Annotated in this window: 13 protein-coding genes; 10 read left to right on the top strand and 3 right to left on the bottom strand. The window is 71.6% G+C overall.

The annotated features are described in order from the left end of the window. Window positions 1–257 precede the first annotated feature (257 nt). The gene (locus ACWIF2_RS07450) at window positions 258–1,772 is read left to right on the top strand and encodes a PP2C family protein-serine/threonine phosphatase (RefSeq protein ID WP_454359153.1); all 1,515 of its coding nucleotides are present in this window, start codon (window positions 258–260) and stop codon (window positions 1,770–1,772) included. Window positions 1,773–1,855: 83 nt separating this feature from the next. Further along, a complete protein-coding gene (locus ACWIF2_RS07455; RefSeq protein WP_454359154.1) occupies window positions 1,856–3,316 on the top strand; it encodes an aminopeptidase P family protein in 1,461 nt (486 codons plus the stop codon). Here ACWIF2_RS07455 and ACWIF2_RS07460 read toward each other — a convergent pair. Beyond that, complete coding sequence (locus tag ACWIF2_RS07460; protein WP_454359155.1) at window positions 3,313–4,122, bottom strand: triphosphoribosyl-dephospho-CoA synthase; 810 nt, start codon at window positions 4,120–4,122, stop codon at window positions 3,313–3,315. The two genes, ACWIF2_RS07455 and ACWIF2_RS07460, sit on opposite strands and share 4 nt — an antisense overlap. A 9-nt stretch (window positions 4,123–4,131) precedes the next feature. Next, window positions 4,132–5,061, bottom strand: coding sequence for an intradiol ring-cleavage dioxygenase (locus tag ACWIF2_RS07465; RefSeq protein ID WP_454359156.1), 930 nt, complete (start codon window positions 5,059–5,061; stop codon window positions 4,132–4,134). Between the two features lie 183 nt (window positions 5,062–5,244). Here ACWIF2_RS07465 and ACWIF2_RS07470 point away from each other — a divergent pair, with 183 nt between their 5' ends. Beyond that, window positions 5,245–8,238 carry a glycine--tRNA ligase gene (locus tag ACWIF2_RS07470; protein WP_454359157.1) on the top strand — a complete coding sequence of 998 codons (2,994 nt, stop codon included), beginning with the start codon at window positions 5,245–5,247 and terminating at the stop codon, window positions 8,236–8,238. Between the two features lie 120 nt (window positions 8,239–8,358). On the opposite strand, the gene ACWIF2_RS07475 is transcribed toward ACWIF2_RS07470, so the two are convergent. Continuing rightward, window positions 8,359–8,829 carry an ATP-binding protein gene (locus ACWIF2_RS07475; RefSeq protein ID WP_454359158.1) on the bottom strand — a complete coding sequence of 157 codons (471 nt, stop codon included), beginning with the start codon at window positions 8,827–8,829 and terminating at the stop codon, window positions 8,359–8,361. Window positions 8,830–9,073: 244 nt separating this feature from the next. Between ACWIF2_RS07475 and ACWIF2_RS07480 the strand changes: the two genes are divergently transcribed. From ACWIF2_RS07480 to pheA, 7 genes are all read left to right on the top strand, one after another. Next, on the top strand, window positions 9,074–9,889 hold the full coding sequence (locus ACWIF2_RS07480) for a hypothetical protein (RefSeq protein ID WP_454359159.1): 816 nt from the start codon (window positions 9,074–9,076) through the stop codon (window positions 9,887–9,889). Window positions 9,890–10,049: 160 nt separating this feature from the next. Continuing rightward, window positions 10,050–10,793 carry a YcnI family copper-binding membrane protein gene (locus ACWIF2_RS07485; protein WP_454359160.1) on the top strand — a complete coding sequence of 248 codons (744 nt, stop codon included), beginning with the start codon at window positions 10,050–10,052 and terminating at the stop codon, window positions 10,791–10,793. Window positions 10,794–10,888: 95 nt separating this feature from the next. Then, a complete protein-coding gene (locus ACWIF2_RS07490) occupies window positions 10,889–11,542 on the top strand; it encodes an SCO family protein (RefSeq protein WP_454359161.1) in 654 nt (217 codons plus the stop codon). Continuing rightward, window positions 11,539–12,012: a copper chaperone PCu(A)C gene (locus tag ACWIF2_RS07495; RefSeq protein WP_454359162.1), complete on the top strand. Its 474-nt coding sequence runs from the start codon at window positions 11,539–11,541 to the stop codon at window positions 12,010–12,012. Before ACWIF2_RS07490 ends, ACWIF2_RS07495 begins: the two co-directional genes overlap by 4 nt. 13 nt (window positions 12,013–12,025) lie before the next feature. Beyond that, window positions 12,026–14,032, top strand: coding sequence for a copper resistance protein CopC (locus ACWIF2_RS07500; protein ID WP_454359163.1), 2,007 nt, complete (start codon window positions 12,026–12,028; stop codon window positions 14,030–14,032). Window positions 14,033–14,038: 6 nt separating this feature from the next. Further along, window positions 14,039–15,328, top strand: coding sequence for an iron uptake transporter deferrochelatase/peroxidase subunit (gene efeB / locus ACWIF2_RS07505; RefSeq protein WP_454359164.1), 1,290 nt, complete (start codon window positions 14,039–14,041; stop codon window positions 15,326–15,328). A gap of 62 nt (window positions 15,329–15,390) precedes the next feature. Then, window positions 15,391–16,323, top strand: coding sequence for a prephenate dehydratase (gene pheA / locus ACWIF2_RS07510; protein WP_454359165.1), 933 nt, complete (start codon window positions 15,391–15,393; stop codon window positions 16,321–16,323). The last annotated feature ends 215 nt before the right edge of the window (window positions 16,324–16,538 follow it).

The raw sequence follows: 16,538 nt of genomic DNA on the forward strand, positions 1-16,538 counted from the left end.
CCGCCACGGGAGGATGGGGCACGGTCGTCGGTGGATAGGACGCCCGGGTCCGTCGCCAGGTTCCGGGTGATTCCCAACCACCCCTGGCCTTCACCGAGTACGTACCCATCACGACCGTCGTGACGCTCCGTCGAGCAAGCCCAGTCGACCGCAATAAGCCGTCCCCTGCGGCAGTTTTAGGCCAACTTTACATTTCTGTAAGAGGAAGGGGAGTTACTCCCTCCAACCTCACGGACACCAGGAATCCCGGCAGGACAATGCTGGACATCTCCTCACGAGTGCGTGTACATGTGGAGACACTGCTGGCGGCGCAGAATGACATGGGGGTTTGCGATGCTTTTGAGCAGTACGCGCCGGTCGGAAGGCCGGAGACCATGAACGCCCCGCACCCTCCGAAAGTGGCCGGAATCGATTCAACGGTTCCGGCACCCGCACACACTGTCGCGCCCGGCGCGCCGGGTACCTCCCCGGCTGTGCCCGCAAACTCCCCCGCCCCACCCGGCGCGGTGCTGCAGGACCGTCTCGCCGGCTGGGTCTCCGACCTCACCACCCTGCACGAGCTGACCGAACGCCTGGCCCGTACGGCCGCGCTCGACGAGGCGCTCCAGGAAGTGCTGCGGGCCGGCGCCGCCCTCGTGGGCGCCCGGCGCGGCCTCGTCGTACTGGAACCCGGCGATGGCCTCGGCCCGGACACCACCATCGGGCTCGGTCTGGCGCGCGCCGATCTCGGCCACATCGAGACCGTGCCGCGCAGCGCCCTGTCCTACGGCCGGATCCTCGACGGGCTGCCGGGCGGCGAGGACGGGATCGCCGAGCCCGACCTGTTCGCCGCGGAGGGGCTCGATCCCCGCCACCGCGAGGTCGCGGCCCGGCTCGGCTACGCCGCCAGCTACGCCCTGCCCCTGTCCACCGGGACCGCGGGCCGCCTCGGGGCCGCCGTCTGGCTCTACGACGAACCCGCCGAGCCGGGCGAGCGGCAGCGCCACCTCGTCGGCCTGTACGCCCGGTACGCCGCCGAGCACCTCGCCCGGCTCCTCGAGCTGGAGCGCACACGCGCGGCCATGGCGACGATGTCGGACGAGCTGCTGCCGTCGCGGCTGCCCCGGGTGTCCGGCGTCCAGCTCGCCGCCCGGCACCGCACCGGCCCGCGCGGCGGCGGCGACTGGTACGACGCGCTGCCGCTGCCCGACGCCGCCCTCGGTCTCGCCGTCGGCTCCGTCACCGGGTCGGGGCCCAGCGCGGTCGCCGCGATGGGCCGGTTGCGGGCCTCCCTGCGCGCGTACGCCGTGATGGAGGGGGAGGACCCGGTCGCGGTCCTGTCCGACCTGGAGCTGCTGCTGCGGCTGACCGAGCCGGCCCGCTCGGCCACCGCGCTGTTCGGCTACTGCGAACCGGCCGCCCGCAAGATCACGCTGGCCGGCGCCGGGCACAGCCCGCCACTGCTGATCGGACAGCGCCGCACGGAGTTCGTGGAGACGTCGGTCTCCGCCCCGCTGGGCATGCTCGCCTGCTGGGAGGCGCCGAGCGTGGAGATCCTCGCCGAACCCGGAGAGACGGTTCTGCTGTACACCGACGGGCTGCTGCACCGCACCGGCGAGGCCACCGACCGCGCCTTCGCCCGGCTGCACGCGGCGGCCGCCGGAGTGCCGCGGGCGCTGCGGCACGACCCGGGCGCGCTCGCCGACCACGTCCTGCGGAGCCTGCTGCCGGACGGGCTGGACGCGGCGGACGGTGCGGAGGATGTCGTCCTGCTGGCGGTGCGGTTCGAGTAACGCTCCTCGTCATCGCCCTGAGACGTCTTCCGCGCCGCCGTACAGTGGAGGACGGTCCAGTGCCGTACCCGAGGAGGATGACCGTGGCGGAGGAGCTCACACCGGAGACCCCGGAAGAGAGCGAAGAGCCGATCAAGCAGCGGAAGAACGGACTGTACCCCGGCGTGTCCGACGAGCTTGCCGAGAACATGAAGAGCGGCTGGGCCGACACCGAGCTGCGTGACCTCGAGCCCGTCCCCCAGGCCGCCGAGACCGCCGCCCGCCGGGCCGCGCTGTCCGCGCGCTTCCCCGGCGAGCGTCTGGTGATCCCCGCGGGCAACCTGAAGACCCGCTCGAACGACACCGAGTACGCCTTCCGCGCCTCCGTGGAGTACGCCTACCTCACCGGCAACCAGACGGAGGACGGAGTCCTGGTCCTGGAGCCCAAGGGCGAGGGCCACGAGGCGACGATCTACCTGCTGCCGCGTTCCGACCGGGAGAACGGCGAGTTCTGGCTGGACGGCCAGGGCGAGCTGTGGGTCGGCCGCCGCCACTCCCTCACCGAGGCGGAGCAGCTGTACGGCATCCCCGCCTCCGATGTGCGCGAGCTTGCCGGGGCGCTGGGCGAGGCCACCGGTCCGGTGCGGGCCGTACGCGGGTACGACGCCGGCATCGAGGCCGCGCTCACCGACAAGGTCACCGCCGAGCGCGACGAGGAGCTGCGGGTCTTCCTCTCCGAGGCACGGCTGGTCAAGGACGACTTCGAGGTCGGCGAACTGCAGAAGGCGGTCGACTCGACCGTGCGCGGCTTCGAGGACGTGGTGAAGGTCCTCGACAAGGCCGAGGCGACCTCCGAGCGCTACATCGAGGGCACGTTCTTCCTCCGCGCGCGCGTGGAGGGCAACGACGTCGGCTACGGCACGATCGCCGCGGCCGGGCCGCACGCCTGCACGCTGCACTGGGTGCGCAACGACGGGCCCGTGCGCTCGGGCGATCTGCTGCTGCTCGACGCGGGTGTGGAGACGCACACCTACTACACGGCGGATGTCACGCGCACGCTGCCGGTCAACGGACGGTTCAGCGAGCTCCAGAAGAAGATCTACGACGCGGTGTACGAGGCTCAGGAGGCCGGGATCGCGGCCGTGCAGCCGGGCGCTAAGTACCGGGACTTCCACGATGCCGCGCAGCGGGTGCTGGCGGAGAAGCTGGTCGAGTGGGGGCTCGTCGAGGGGCCGGTGGAGCGGGTGCTGGAGCTGGGGCTCCAGCGGCGTTGGACCTTGCACGGCACGGGTCACATGCTCGGCATGGACGTCCACGACTGCGCTGCCGCGCGGACCGAGACGTACGTCGACGGTGTGCTGGAGCCGGGGATGTGCCTGACCGTCGAGCCCGGGTTGTACTTCCAGGCCGACGATCTGACCGTACCCGAGGAGTACCGGGGTATCGGGGTGCGGATCGAGGACGACATCCTCGTGACGGAGGACGGCAACCGGAACCTGAGTGCGGCGCTGCCCCGGCGGTCGGACGAGGTGGAGGCTTGGATGGCCTCCCTGAAGACCGCCTAGAGCAGACGGTCCAGGAACAGTGCGCCCGCCAGCAGGGGCGCACTGCCGCTCGGGCTCCAGGCACGGCCGGTGAGGTCGGTGTCCAGGGCCCGCAGCGCCTCGGTGCCCGGCTCCGTCGCCGTACCTCCCGCCTCCAGGACACCACGCGCCCCCGCCTGGACATGGCGCAGGCCCATCGGGCCCGCCGTGTGGAGGAGTTCGGTGTCCTGGAGTGTGGACATCACCGTGAGCAGGGCGTCAAGGCGGGCCTGAGGCTCGGTCGCTCCCTGGGCGCGGGACGTGGCGAGGGTGGTCAGGGCGCGGCGGACGTGCGGGAAGCCGGCCCTGGCTTCGCCCCTCGCGCCGGCCGCGCCGTACTTGGCCGACACCGTGGAGCCGCGTGAGGGGCGGCGTGGAGCGCGGCGGTCCGGGTGGGCGGCGAGCTGCTTGGCCAGGGCCGTTGTGTCGGCCGGTCGTGCCCCCGGTCGCAGCGCCGCCGCCGCGACCAGCAGGCCGAGCGTCCACAGGGCGCCCCGGTGGCCGCCGCCCGTCAGACCCACCGTGTGTTCGGTGGAGCGGCCGATCGCGCCCAGGTCCGCGCGGAGCCGGGCGCTGGGCTCGCCCGTGCGGCGGGCCGTCGCGGCCATCGCCGTGAGGCCCGGCAGCAGCGCCCTGGCCGACCAGCGCAGGGCGCTGTGGTCCCGGCGCGTGGCCCGGGCCGTCAGATCACGTGGGTCGGGCAGGCCCGGCTTCGGGGCCAGGGCCAGCTGGCCGACCAGCGCCTCCACGGCGGCCTGCGCGAGCGACTCGTCCTCACGGCTGTTCATCGCCGTACCTCAGGAAGAGGACGAGGAAGAAGGGGACGACGAAGGAGCGGGGGCGCCGCTCGGGGGTGTGCCGCCTCCGCCGCCGCTGCCCGCGCCGGTGTTCTCGGCGTCCGGGTCGATGCCCAGGGTGAGGAAGCCCTTGTAGCCCTTGGACGGGTCCTTGTTGTGCACGGCTTCGAGCGTGAGCAGGCCGCTGGACGCGCCGCCGCCGTCGTAGACCATGTCGTCGGCGAGCTTGGTGTAGCTGCCGGTGTGCTTGCTGTACGGCTCCAAGGCGAAGATCGACTCGGCGATCTCGTCGTCGAAGAACAGCTGGCCGGTGAAGTTGACCTTGCCGCCCTCGTAGGTGCCGTCCTCCTTCGCGCCGCCGGTGTGGACCTTCAGGTGGATGTGGCAGGTGCGCGGGGTGTACCAGCCCGGCACGATCGTCTCGAACTTGACGACCCCGTTGGCGTTGGCGACCTGGTAGCCGCGCAGATAGGTCTTGTCGTTCGCCGTGGAGCCGTCCTCGCTCTCGGCGGGGGCCGAGCCGCCGGGGTTGGCGGTGGTGTAGCCGGAGTAGTAGCCCCAGGCGTCGCAGTGCCAGATCTCCACGGCCGCGCCGGGGACCGGGGTGCAGCCGTCGGTGGCGTCCACGACGGTCAGGCGCAGGGCCAGCGGGACGCCGCTCTTGCCCTCGGTGATGTTCTTGCGGACCAGCGCGCCGTCGAGGTAGTACGGCCCCTCCGTGACGCTCGACATCAGCTCCATGCAGGCGCCGGAGCTCGCGGAGGAGGCGGCCGTGGTTGTGGAGGCGGTGCCCGTCGCCGTGGTCGTCGTCGTGTCCGCGAAGGCCGACTGGTAGCCGGCCGCCGCCAGACCGCCCGCGGCGACCGTGCCGCCCGCGACCCCGAGGGCGCGGCGCCGGGTGATGGAGGTGTTCCTGTGGTTTCCCGTCATGGAACGGAGAATTTAAGGACGCCACCCGTCAGGTTCGTGAGGCCGGGCTGAGAGCCCGCTGTGAATCGACGCGAGGCATCCGGCCAACGGGCCGCAGGTCAAAAAACAGCAGGTCAGCGGTAGTTAGCGTATGAGATCATGGCCGACCTTGCCGGGCCGACTCGGGGAACAGGCGATTCGATCATGAAGAACGTCCAGACGGCGCTGACCATGCAGGACGCCGTCCTCACCCTGCAGAAGTACTGGAGCGACAACGGCTGCATGATCACGCAGCCGTTGAACACCGAGGTCGGAGCCGGTACGGCCAACCCGGCCACGGCGCTGCGTGTGCTCGGTCCCGAGCCCTGGAGCGTCGCCTACGTCGAGCCGAGCGTGCGGCCGGACGACTCGCGCTACGGCGAGAACCCCAACCGGCTCCAGACGCACACCCAGTTCCAGGTCATCCTCAAGCCGGACCCCGGCAACCCTCAGGAGCTGTACCTGGGCAGCCTGAGGGCGCTCGGCGTCGACCTCGGCGCGCACGACGTGCGGTTCGTCGAGGACAACTGGGCGTCACCCGCGCTCGGCGCGTGGGGGCTGGGCTGGGAGGTCTGGCTGGACGGCATGGAGATCACCCAGTTCACCTACTTCCAGCAGGTCGGCGGGGTCGCCCTGGATCCGGTGTCGGTGGAGATCACATACGGCCTCGAACGCATCCTGATGAACCTTCAGGGCGTGTCCCACTTCAAGGACATCGTCTACGCGCCGGGCATCACGTACGGCGAGGTGTTCGGCCAGAACGAGTACGAGATGAGCCGCTACTACCTCGACGACGCCGACCTCGACACCAACCATCGGCTCTTCGAGGCGTACGCGTCCGAGGCCCGGCGCCTGCTCGACCTGGAGCTGCCGGTTCCCGCGTACACCTATGTGCTCAAGTGCAGCCACACCTTCAATGTGCTCGACGCGCGCGGCGCCATCAGCACCACCGAGCGGGCCAAGGCGTTCTCGCTGATGCGCGGGCTGACCCACGAGTCGGCGAAGTTGTGGGAGCGGCGGCGGGCCGCGCTGGAGTATCCGCTCGGGGTGGCGGCCGCACCGGCCCCGGCCGAGCGGCCCGCGCTGCCCAAGGTGCCCGGCGTCGAGACGCTGCTGTTCGAGATCGGCGTGGAGGAACTGCCGTACGCCGACGTGCCCGCCACCACCGAGGCGGTGCGCGAGTCGGTCACCGCGAAGCTGGCCGACACCCGGCTGGGGCACGGCGCGATCACCGTGATGGCCACACCTCGCCGGATCGTGATCACCGTCGACGGTGTGCAGCCGCGTGAACGGGACACGATGCGGACCGTGCGCGGGCCGAAGGTCGCCGCCGCCTTCAAAGACGGCGCTCCCACCCCGGCTCTGCTGGGCTTCGCCCGCAGCCAGGGCGCCGAACCGACGGACGTGCGGATCGTCGACGTCAAGGGCGTCGAGTATGTGGCGCTCACCCGACACGAGGAGGGGCGCTCGGCCGTCGAGGTGCTCAGCGAGCTGCTGGCCGAGGTCGTGTCCGGGCTGCGGGCCGGGCGCAACATGCGGTGGAGCGACCCGGGGCTGTCGTTCTCGCGTCCCGTGCGCTGGCTGCTCGCGCTGCTGGGCCGTACTCCCCTGCCCGTCGTGGTCTCCTCCCTCTCCGCGGGCGACACGACGCGGGTGCAGCGCCAGGCCCCCTACCCGGAGGTCCGGGTGACCGCCGCCGAGGGCTACCCGCACTTCCTGCACATGCACGGCATCCTGCTCGACCGGGAGTCACGGCGCGGCGCGGTCGTCCGCGGTGCCCTGGAGGCGGCGGCCGAGGTCGGCGGGCGGATCGACGTGGAGGGCCAGGCCGGACTGATCGACGAGATCACCGACATCCTGGAGTTCCCGTACGCCGTGCGGGGATCGTTCGACGAGCGCTATCTCGAACTGCCCGCGAGCGTCCTGACCACGGTGATGCGCAAGCACCAGCGCTATCTGCCGGTGCTGGACGGCGAGCGCCTCATGCCGCACTTCGTCACCTTCGCCAACGCCCTGTGCGACGACGACGTGGTCCGGGCGGGCAACGAGGCGGTGCTGCGGGCGCGTTACGAGGACGCCGCGTTCTTTTGGCGGGCGGACCTGAAGGTGCCGCCGGCGGAATTCCGGAGCCGGCTGGACAAGCTGACCTTCGAGGACCGGCTCGGTACGGTCGCCGACCGCGCCGAGCGCCTGGCCGTCCTCTCCCTCGATCTGGCCGGGCGTGCCGGGCTGGCTCAGGAGGCGGTGGACGTCGTCCGCCGCGCCGGTGCGCTGGCGAAGTTCGACCTGGCGTCCCAGATGGTGATCGAGTTCTCGGGGCTGGCCGGGGTGATGGCCGAGGAGTACGCCCGGCGGGCCGGCGAGTCCGCGGAGGTCGCCCGGGCCCTCGCCGAGATGGAGTTGCCGCGCTCCGCCGGCGGCGCTCTTCCTGCCGGGGACGCGGGTGCCGTGCTGTCGCTCGCCGACCGGTTCGACCTGGTGACGGGGATGTTCATCATCGGGGCCGCACCGACCGGGAGTTCCGATCCGTACGGGGTGCGCCGGGCCGCGATCGGTCTGCTCAACGTGTTGCGGACCCTGCCCGCGGTGGCCGGGGTACGGGTGAGCGACGGGCTGCGCGCGGCGGCCGTACGGTATGCGGCGCAGGGTGTCGAGGTGCCTGTCGAGCGGGTCGCGGAGGCCGCCGAGCTGATCACCCGGCGCTATGAGCAGCAGCTCACGGACGCCGGGCACGAACACCGGCTCGTCCAGGCCGTCCTGGTGTGGGCCGACCGGCCCGCCCACGGGGACCGGACACTGGCCACGCTGGAGCGGCACATCGGCACGGAGACGTTCGAGGCACTCGCCGCCGCGTTCCAGCGGGTCGTGCGCATCCTCCCCGGGGGCGGCGTCGAGGCGGCGGACCTGTCCCTGCTGACCGCGCCCGCCGAACTGCGCCTCGCCGAGAGCGCCGAGGCCGTACGCCAGGCGCTGCACGGCCGCGAGGACGACCTCGGGGCACTGATCGAGGTCTCCGGGCCACTGGTCGAGGCGATCAGCGCGTTCTTCGACGAGGTGCTGGTGATGGACCCCGAACCGGCGGTCCGTGCGGCCCGGCTGGCGCTGCTCACACAGGTGGCGGGGCTGGCGCGGACGACGCTGGACTGGAGTGCGCTGTAGGGGCGGGCCTGGCAGCAGATGTCTCAGGGGGACGTTTCACGTGAAACACGGCCGTGGTGGTTCACACGGCCGTGGTGGTTCACACGGCGGTGGTGTTTCACGTGAAACACCGCCGCGGGGTCAGACCGCCATCAGCGGCGCGGCGCCCTCGCGCCACTTGAGGACCTTGTCGAAGCTCACCACGGCCCCGCCCCGGCCCGGCTTGTTGCCGATGTGGACGTGGTCGGCGAGCTCCTGGATGAGGCACAGCCCTCTGCCGTTCTCCGCGTCGGAGTGCGAGGGCCGGATCGGCGGACGGGGCCGGGCGGCGGAGGACACGGGGAAACCCGGGCCCGCGTCGGCGACCTCGATCCGGCACTTCTCCCCGTCGAGGTAGGCCGTCACCCGGTACGCCTCCGAACCGGGGCCGCCGCAGGCCTTGTCCCCACCGTGCTCCACGGCGTTCGCGCAGGCTTCGCTGAGGGCGACGGAGAGGTCGTAGGAGATGTCCGGGTCGACGCCCGCGGTCTCCATCGTGCCGATCAGCAGGCGCCTGGCGAGAGGCACGCTGGCAGCTTCGCGCCGCAAATGGAGTGACCACCAGATGCTCATGCTCCAGCCTCCTGGCTGCGGCTCGACATACCGTTACGTATTGCCCCGAGTCCCCGCATGTAAGCGTGAAGTTGACGTGACGCCGCCCATACGGCGGATGCGTGCTGGTCCCGATCGGTGTATGTAGGAGCGAACATCGGTGCAAGTGGGGGCGCGCGCGACCAGAGGGTGACGTTCCGGTCGTACGGCATCTTGTGGACCTGCCGCACGAGGCCCGCGGGGCCAGTGCGATGATGAGCCCGCCATGACTGCCCCCCACGCGCGCGCGACGCGCTCCGGACACCCGCTCCGGATCCTGCGGGCCGCGGTGTTCGCCGCGGTCTGCGTCGTGCTGGCCGGGGCAGGTCACGCGCTGGCGTCGTGCGAGGGCATTCCGCTGTGGACGCTGGGCGCCGGGTTCCTCGGGGTGGTCGCGGTGGCGGCCCCGCTCACGGGGCGAGTGCGCTCGCTGCCGGGCATCGCGGCACTGCTCGCGGTCGGCCAGACGGTGCTGCACACCCTGTTCGGGCTGGGGCAGCACGGTACGGCCGCCGCCGGCACGTCCTCGGTACCGGCGAGCGGGAGCGACGCCGCACTGGTCCAGCAGGCCGCGCGGCTCCTGTGCGGCACCACGGCGGCGGCGATCAGCCCGGCGCAGGCCCACAAGATCCTCACCGACGCCCGGCTCCAGCCGACGGGCGGCGCCCACACGCATGTGGCCACGGATGCCGCACCGGCCTCGCTCTGGCCGTCCCTGCCGATGCTGCTCGGCCATGTCCTCGCGGCGATCGCCGCGGGCTGGCTGCTGCGCCACGGCGACCTGGCGCTGCTGCGGCTCACCGAACTGTCGGCGCAGGGCGTCGCCGAAGGGACGCTGGTGCGCTCCCTGCGGGCGGCGTTCGCGCTGGTGCGCGCCCTGCGTGCCGGGCTGCCGGGAGCGCCGGAAGCACGTCCGTGCCCCGCGCACGCCGTGCGACCCGTACCTGAGATGCCGTGCACCACCGCACTGCAGCACACGGTGATCCGGCGCGGCCCGCCGGCCGGCACGGCTCCCGCAGCCGCACTCGCTCTCGCCGCCTGACGCGACGCGACCACCACTCCGCTTTTTCGGATTCCCGGATTCCTCTGAATCCCCGGATTCCCGGACGGCTCGGAGAAGAGGCCGCCGTCGTGCGGCACGCGCGCGTGCGCGGATCCCTCTTCCCCATCCCGACCCGACTCACAGCGGAGTGCTCCCTTCCATGAAGGTTTCCCGTATCGCCGCGGCCGGTGCCGCCGCCGGTGTCACCGTTCTCGCCCTGTCCGCCCCCGCCTTCGCGCATGTCACCGTGCAGCCCGAGGGCGAGGCCGCCAAGGGCGGCTACGCGGTCGTGGACTTCAAGGTCCCGAACGAGCGCGACGACGCCTCGACCACCAAGCTCGAGGTCAACTTCCCCACCGACCACCCGCTGGCCTCCGTCATGCCGGAGCCGGTGCCCGGCTGGGACATCAAGGTCACCAAGTCCAAGCTGGACAAGCCGCTGGAGATGCACGGCGAGAAGATCTCCGAGGCCGTCACCAAGGTCACCTGGACCGCCGACGGCGACGGCATCAAGGCCGGCTTCTTCCAGAAGTTCCCGGTCTCCATCGGCACCCTGCCCGAGGACGCCGACGAGCTCGTCTTCAAGGCCCTGCAGACGTACTCCAACAAGGAGGTCGTCCGCTGGATCGAGGTGCCGCAGGAGGGCAAGGAGGAGCCCGACAACCCGGCCCCCGTGCTGGAGCTGTCCGCCGCCTCCGAGGACGGGCACCACGGCTCCTCGGGCGACAAGGCCTCCGACTCCGAGCACGCCGAGAAGGCCTCCGCCAAGACCGCCGCCGCCGACACCGCCTCCTCCGACGGCACCGACACCACCGCCCGTGTCCTGGGCGTCGTCGGCATCGTGGTGGGCGCGGCGGGCGTCGCCTACGGCGTACTCGCCGGGCGTCGGCGCGCCAACGCCTGACGCCGCTTCCGTTGCACGGCGCGCGCCGGGTCCTCGCCCCTCGGGCGGGGACACCCCGGTGCGCGCCGGGTCACCGACATCTGGGATTCCTTTCTATGCGCACCAAGACCTTCGCCGCGGCCGCTCTGCTCGCCGCCGCCTCTCTGACCCTGACCGCCTGCGGCAGCGGCGGCGACAGCGACAAGCCCGTCGCCGTGGTGTCGGAGGAGGCCGGCACCGAGAAGGCCGCCACCGTCCTCGACAAGCCGTTCGAGAAGCCGGACCTGGTCCTCACCGACACACAGGGCAAGAAGTACGACCTCCGCAAGGAGACCGAGGGCAAGCCCACGCTGATCTACTTCGGCTACACCCACTGCCCCGACGTGTGCCCGTCGACCATGAGCAACATCGCCGTGGCCAAGAAGCAGCTGCCCAAGGCCGAACAGGACGACCTGCGCGTCGTGTTCGTCACCACCGACCCGGACCGCGACAACCCGGCCGAGCTCGGCAAGTGGCTCAAGGGCATCGACCCCCAGTTCATCGGGCTCACCGGCGACTTCGCGACCATCCAGGCCGGCGCCCGCACCCTCGGCATCTCCATCGACGCGCCGAGGAAGGACAAGAACGGCAAGGTCATCTCCGAGCACGGCACCCAGGTCATCGCGTTCTCGCCGAAGACCGACGGCGGCTATGTGCTCTACGGCGAGGACGCCAGCGTCGACGACTACACCAAGGACCTCCCCGAGATCGTCAAGGGAGCGAACCCGTGAGGCGTCGACCCGTCCCGGCGGCCCTCGTCCTGACCGGGGCACTGGCCCTGGCGGGCTGCGGCGGCTCGGACTCCGGCAGCGGCTCCGCGGACGGGAAGGCGGAACTCTCCGTCGGCTCCGCGTACATGCCGCAGCCGGTCTCCGACGAGATGGCGGCCGGCTTCTTCACCGTCACGAACAAGGGCGGTGCCGCCGACGAGCTGACCTCGGTCACGAGCGACGTCGCCGGTCAGGTCACCGTGCACGAGACGGTCGGCGGGGCCATGCAGGAGGTCAAGGACCTGAAGGTCCCCGCCCACGGCGAACTGGTGCTGAAGAGCGGCGGCGACCACCTGATGTTCGAGCAGTTGAAGCGCAAGCCGAAGGAAGGCCAGACGGTCACCCTCGAACTGCGCTTCGCCCGCTCCGGCCCCGTCAAGGTCGAGATGCCGGTGAAGTCGGCGACCTACCACCCGAAGACCGGACACTGAGGGAGGGATCCCTGTGACACAGACCATCGCCCCCCGCGTCCGGACCCTGGTGCTGCTGCTCCTGGGCGCGGCCTGCGCACTTCTCGCCGGGGCCGGACCGGCCTCCGCGCACGCCGCGGTGACCGGCAGCGACCCCGGGCAGGGGGCGGTGGTCCAGGAGGCCCCGGCCCGGATCTCGCTCACCTTCTCCGAGCAGGTCGCGCTGTCCGACGACTCGCTGCGCGTGCTCGACCCCGACGGCAAGCGCGTCGACACCGCCGAGCCGTCCAACGTGAGCGGGACGACGTATGCCGTGCCGCTGAAGCCGGGCTTGCCCGACGGCACGTACACGGTGGCCTACCAGGTCGTCTCCGCGGACAGCCATCCCGTCGCCGGCGCCTACACCTTCTCGATCGGCGCCCCCTCCAAGACCTCCGCCGCGGTCTCCCAGCAGGCGACCGACGACGGGGTCGTCGGCTGGCTGTACGGCTTCGGGCGGTATGTGTCGTACGCCGGGTTCATCATGATGGCCGGCGGCGCCGCCTTCGTCCTCGGCTGCTGGCGACGCGGCTCCGGGGTGCGGCCGGTGCAGCGGTTCGTCGTCTCCGGGTGGCTCGCGCTCACCGCCGCGACCCTCGCGCTGCTGCTCCTGCGCGGCTCCTTCACCGGCTCCGGCAAGGTCGCCGACGTCTTCGACCTGTCCCTGCTCGGACAGGTGCTCGAGACCAAGACCGGCGCCGCCCTGGTGTCCCGGCTGCTGCTGCTCGCCGCCGCTGCGCTGTTCATCTCCGTGCTGTTCGGGGCGTACGACAAGCGCGAGGACGCCCAGGAGAAGCGCGACCTGACCTTCGGTCTCGCCATCGGCGGCATCGTCGTGGCGGCCGGGCTCGCCGCGAGCTGGGCGATGTCGGAGCACGCCTCGGTCGGGCTCCAGGCGGGCATCTCCATGCCGGTCGATGTCGTCCATCTGCTGGCGGTCGCCGCGTGGCTCGGCGGGCTGGGCGCGCTCCTGGTCGCCCTGTACCGGGCACCCGCCGACGCGCCCGTCGACGCGGCGGCCGTACGCCGCTTCTCCCGTTTCGCCTTCGGCAGCGTGCTCGCGCTGATCGCGACCGGTACGTACCAGTCCTGGCGCCAGCTCGGCTCCTGGTCGGCCTTCACCGACACCCGGTACGGGCAGCTCCTCCTGGCCAAGATCGCCCTCGTGGTCGTCCTGGTCGGCGTCGCGTGGATCTCGCGGCGCTGGACGGGGCGGCTGCTGGAGGCCGTGCCGGCATCGGCGGAGCGGGAACTGGCGCGCGTCGGTGCGGGGGGTGAGGCCTCCGGTGGCACAGACGCCGATGCCTCCGGCGACGACCGGACCGGCACGGACACCGACGGCGACAGCGACGCCGACGCCAACGCCGACGCCGAGCCTGATTCCCAGCCCGGCGACAACGGCGAGCCCGCCGACGCCGAGCGCGCCGCGCAGCTCGCCCGGCAGCGGGCCGCTCGGGACACCGCCCTGCGGAAGCAGCTGCGGGACGCCGATCCGAACCGCTTCGGACTGCGCCGCTCCGTAATGGCCGAGGCCGGCATCGCGGTCGTCCTGCTCGCCGTCACCACCGTGCTGACGCAGACCGAGCCGGGCCGAACGGAGCAGGAGGCCAAGGCGGCCGCATCGTCCTCCGCGTCCGCCGCCGCCGACGCCGGGGCGTCCGGGGCGCTGACCCTGGACATGCCGTTCGACACCGGCGGCGAGGACGGCAAGGGCATCGTCACGATCGACCTCGACCCCGCACGCGTGGGCGACAACGAGATGCACGTCTACGTGGAGCGGCCCAACGGCCGGGCCTTCGACATCCCCGAGGTGAAGGTCGACTTCACCCTGAAAGCCAAGGACATCGGGCCCCTGCCCGTCGTCCCCGACCACATCGCTACCGGACACTGGTCGGCGAACGGAGTGCAGATCCCCATGGCCGGCGACTGGCAGGTCGACGTGACCGTGCGGACCTCCGACATCGACGAGGTGACCGTCTCCAAGAACGCGCAGATCGGCTGAACGACCATGGTTGACCAGTCCACTCCGGAGGCCCGCACCCCCGGCACCGCCCCGGGGAAGACCGAGGCGGCCTCCGCCCGGGAGGGCATCTCACGGCGCCGGATGCTCGGCACCGCCGGTGCCACCGGGCTCGTGCTCGGTACGGCGGGCGCGGCCGGGGGATACGCGGCCGCGCCCTCCGAGGCCGCCGCGCCGCTCACCTCGCTCGGCACCGACCGGGCGATGTTTCACGGGAAACATCAGCCCGGCATCACCGACGCCCTCCAGGCCCGCGGCCATGTCGTCGCCTTCGACCTGGCGGCGGGCGCCGGCCGCAAGGAGGCCGCCGCCCTGCTGCGCCGCTGGTCGGAGACGGCCCGGCGGTTGATGGCGGGCGAGCCGAGCGGCCACGACGACACCGGCGTGGCCCGGGACGCCGGCCCGTCGTCGCTGACGATCACCTTCGGCTTCGGCCACAGCTTCTTTGCCAGGACCGGCCTGGAGAAGCAGCGCCCGGCCTCCCTCGACCCGCTGCCCGAGTTCTCCTCCGACCGCCTCGACAAGAACCGCAGCAACGGCGATCTGTGGGTGCAGATCGGAGCCAACGACTCCCTGGTCGCCTTCCACGCCCTGCGCGCCATCCAGAAGGACACCGGCTCGGCGGCCCGGGTCCGCTGGCAGATGAACGGCTTCAACCGCTCGCCGGGCGCCACCGCCCACCCCATGACGGCCCGCAACCTGATGGGCCAGATCGACGGCACCCGCAACCCGAAGCCGGCCGAGCCCGACTTCGACCAGCGGATCTTCGTGCCGGAGAAGGGCGAACCGGCGTGGATGGCGAACGGCTCCTACGTCGTCGTACGCCGGATCCGCATGCTCCTCGACGACTGGGAGAAGCTCTCCGGCAAGGCGCAGGAGGACGTGATCGGGCGCCGCAAGTCCGACGGGGCGGCGCTGTCCGGAGGCAGCGAGACGACCGCGATGGACCTGGAGAAGACGGACGCCAAGGGCAACCTGGTCGTCCCGATCAACGCCCACGCCCGGATCACCCGGCCCGACCAGAACGGCGGCGCGGCGATGCTCCGCCGCCCGTTCTCGTTCCACGACGGCATCGACACCGACGGGGTGCCCGACGCGGGTCTGCTCTTCATCTGCTGGCAGGCCGATCCGCTGCGCGGCTTCGTGCCGGTGCAGCGCAAGCTCGACCGCGGCGATGCCCTGTCTCAGTTCATCCGGCACGAGTCGAGCGGGCTGTTCGCGGTTCCGGGCGGGGCCGCGGAGGGCGAGTACGTGGGGCAGAAGTTGCTGGAGGGGTGAGAGTTCGTCTCTGGACGGGCTTGTGGGGGATGCCGATTCCGCGGGCCCATTAGGGTGAGGTCATGCCAGCGAGCTATGCGTATCTCGGCCCTGAGGGCACCTTCACCGAAGTCGCCCTGGGCACGCTTCCCGAGGCCGCCACCCGGGAACTCACCCCGTACGTCTCCGTCCAGTCCGCGCTCGACGCGGTACGGACCGGCGAGGCCGAGGCCGCGTTCGTGCCGATCGAGAACTCCGTCGAGGGCGGCATCACCACCACTCTCGACGAGCTGGTCGCCGGCGCGCCGCTGATGATCTACCGCGAGGTGCTGCTGTCGATCACCTTCGCGCTGCTGGTCCGCCCGGGCACGAAGCTGTCGGACATCAAGACGGTCTCCGCCCACCCGGCCGCCCAGCCGCAGGTGCGCAACTGGCTGAAGAAGCACCTGCCGGACGCGCACTGGGAGTCGGCCGCCTCGAACGCGGACGCCGCCCGGCTGGTCCAGGAGGGCCAGTACGACGCCGCCTTCGCCGGTGAGTTCGCGGCCGCCCGCTACGGCCTGGAGGCCCTGGAAACGGGGATCCACGACGCGGAGAACGCCCAGACACGGTTCGTGCTGGTCGGCCGGCCCGCCCGGCCCGCGGCACCGACCGGCGCGGACAAGACGTCCATCGTGCTGTGGCAGCGCGACGACCACCCCGGTGGTCTGCGCGACCTGCTGGGCGAGTTCGCCACGCGGGGCATCAACCTGATGCTGCTCCAGTCCCGGCCCACCGGTGCTGGCATCGGCAACTACTGCTTCTGCATCGACGCCGAGGGCCATATCTCCGACCGCCGGGTGGCCGATGCCCTGAAGGGCCTGAAGCGGATCTGCCTCCAGGTGCGCTACCTCGGCTCCTATCCGCGCGCGGACGTGAAGCCCGGGGATGTCCAGCCGCCGCGGCTGGGGACGTCGGACGAGGAGTTCGCGGAGGCGGCGGACTGGGTGGCGCGGTGCCAGGACGGCCGGTTCTAGGCCGGTTCCAGACGGGTCCCGGGCCGGCCCCGGGCTGTCGTACCTGCTGATTGTCGTTATCCACAGAAGTTATCCACAGGTTGGCTTCTCGACCTGGGGACAAGTCGACAACGAAGTGTGAGTCAGTCGACAAATCGCCCTACAGGCCCCTGATGTGTCCATCGACGGGCAGGTCACCCTTCGTCCACCGTTTTCCTTTGTGTAACTCTTCGGGG

Source organism: Streptomyces sp. NPDC055506, from assembly GCF_053643595.1.

Excerpts from the sequence above, each read along its gene's own strand:
- ACWIF2_RS07450 (WP_454359153.1), top strand. The coding sequence starts at position 258 with ATGCTGGACATCTCCTCACGAGTGCGTGTACATGTGGAGACACTGCTG.
- ACWIF2_RS07490 (WP_454359161.1), top strand. The coding sequence starts at position 10,889 with ATGCGCACCAAGACCTTCGCCGCGGCCGCTCTGCTCGCCGCCGCCTCT.
- ACWIF2_RS07470 (WP_454359157.1), top strand. The coding sequence starts at position 5,245 with ATGAAGAACGTCCAGACGGCGCTGACCATGCAGGACGCCGTCCTCACC.
- ACWIF2_RS07465 (WP_454359156.1), bottom strand. The coding sequence starts at position 5,061 with ATGACGGGAAACCACAGGAACACCTCCATCACCCGGCGCCGCGCCCTC.
- ACWIF2_RS07460 (WP_454359155.1), bottom strand. The coding sequence starts at position 4,122 with ATGAACAGCCGTGAGGACGAGTCGCTCGCGCAGGCCGCCGTGGAGGCG.
- efeB (WP_454359164.1), top strand. The coding sequence starts at position 14,039 with ATGGTTGACCAGTCCACTCCGGAGGCCCGCACCCCCGGCACCGCCCCG.
- ACWIF2_RS07475 (WP_454359158.1), bottom strand. The coding sequence starts at position 8,829 with ATGAGCATCTGGTGGTCACTCCATTTGCGGCGCGAAGCTGCCAGCGTG.
- pheA (WP_454359165.1), top strand. The coding sequence starts at position 15,391 with ATGCCAGCGAGCTATGCGTATCTCGGCCCTGAGGGCACCTTCACCGAA.
- ACWIF2_RS07480 (WP_454359159.1), top strand. The coding sequence starts at position 9,074 with ATGACTGCCCCCCACGCGCGCGCGACGCGCTCCGGACACCCGCTCCGG.
- ACWIF2_RS07485 (WP_454359160.1), top strand. The coding sequence starts at position 10,050 with ATGAAGGTTTCCCGTATCGCCGCGGCCGGTGCCGCCGCCGGTGTCACC.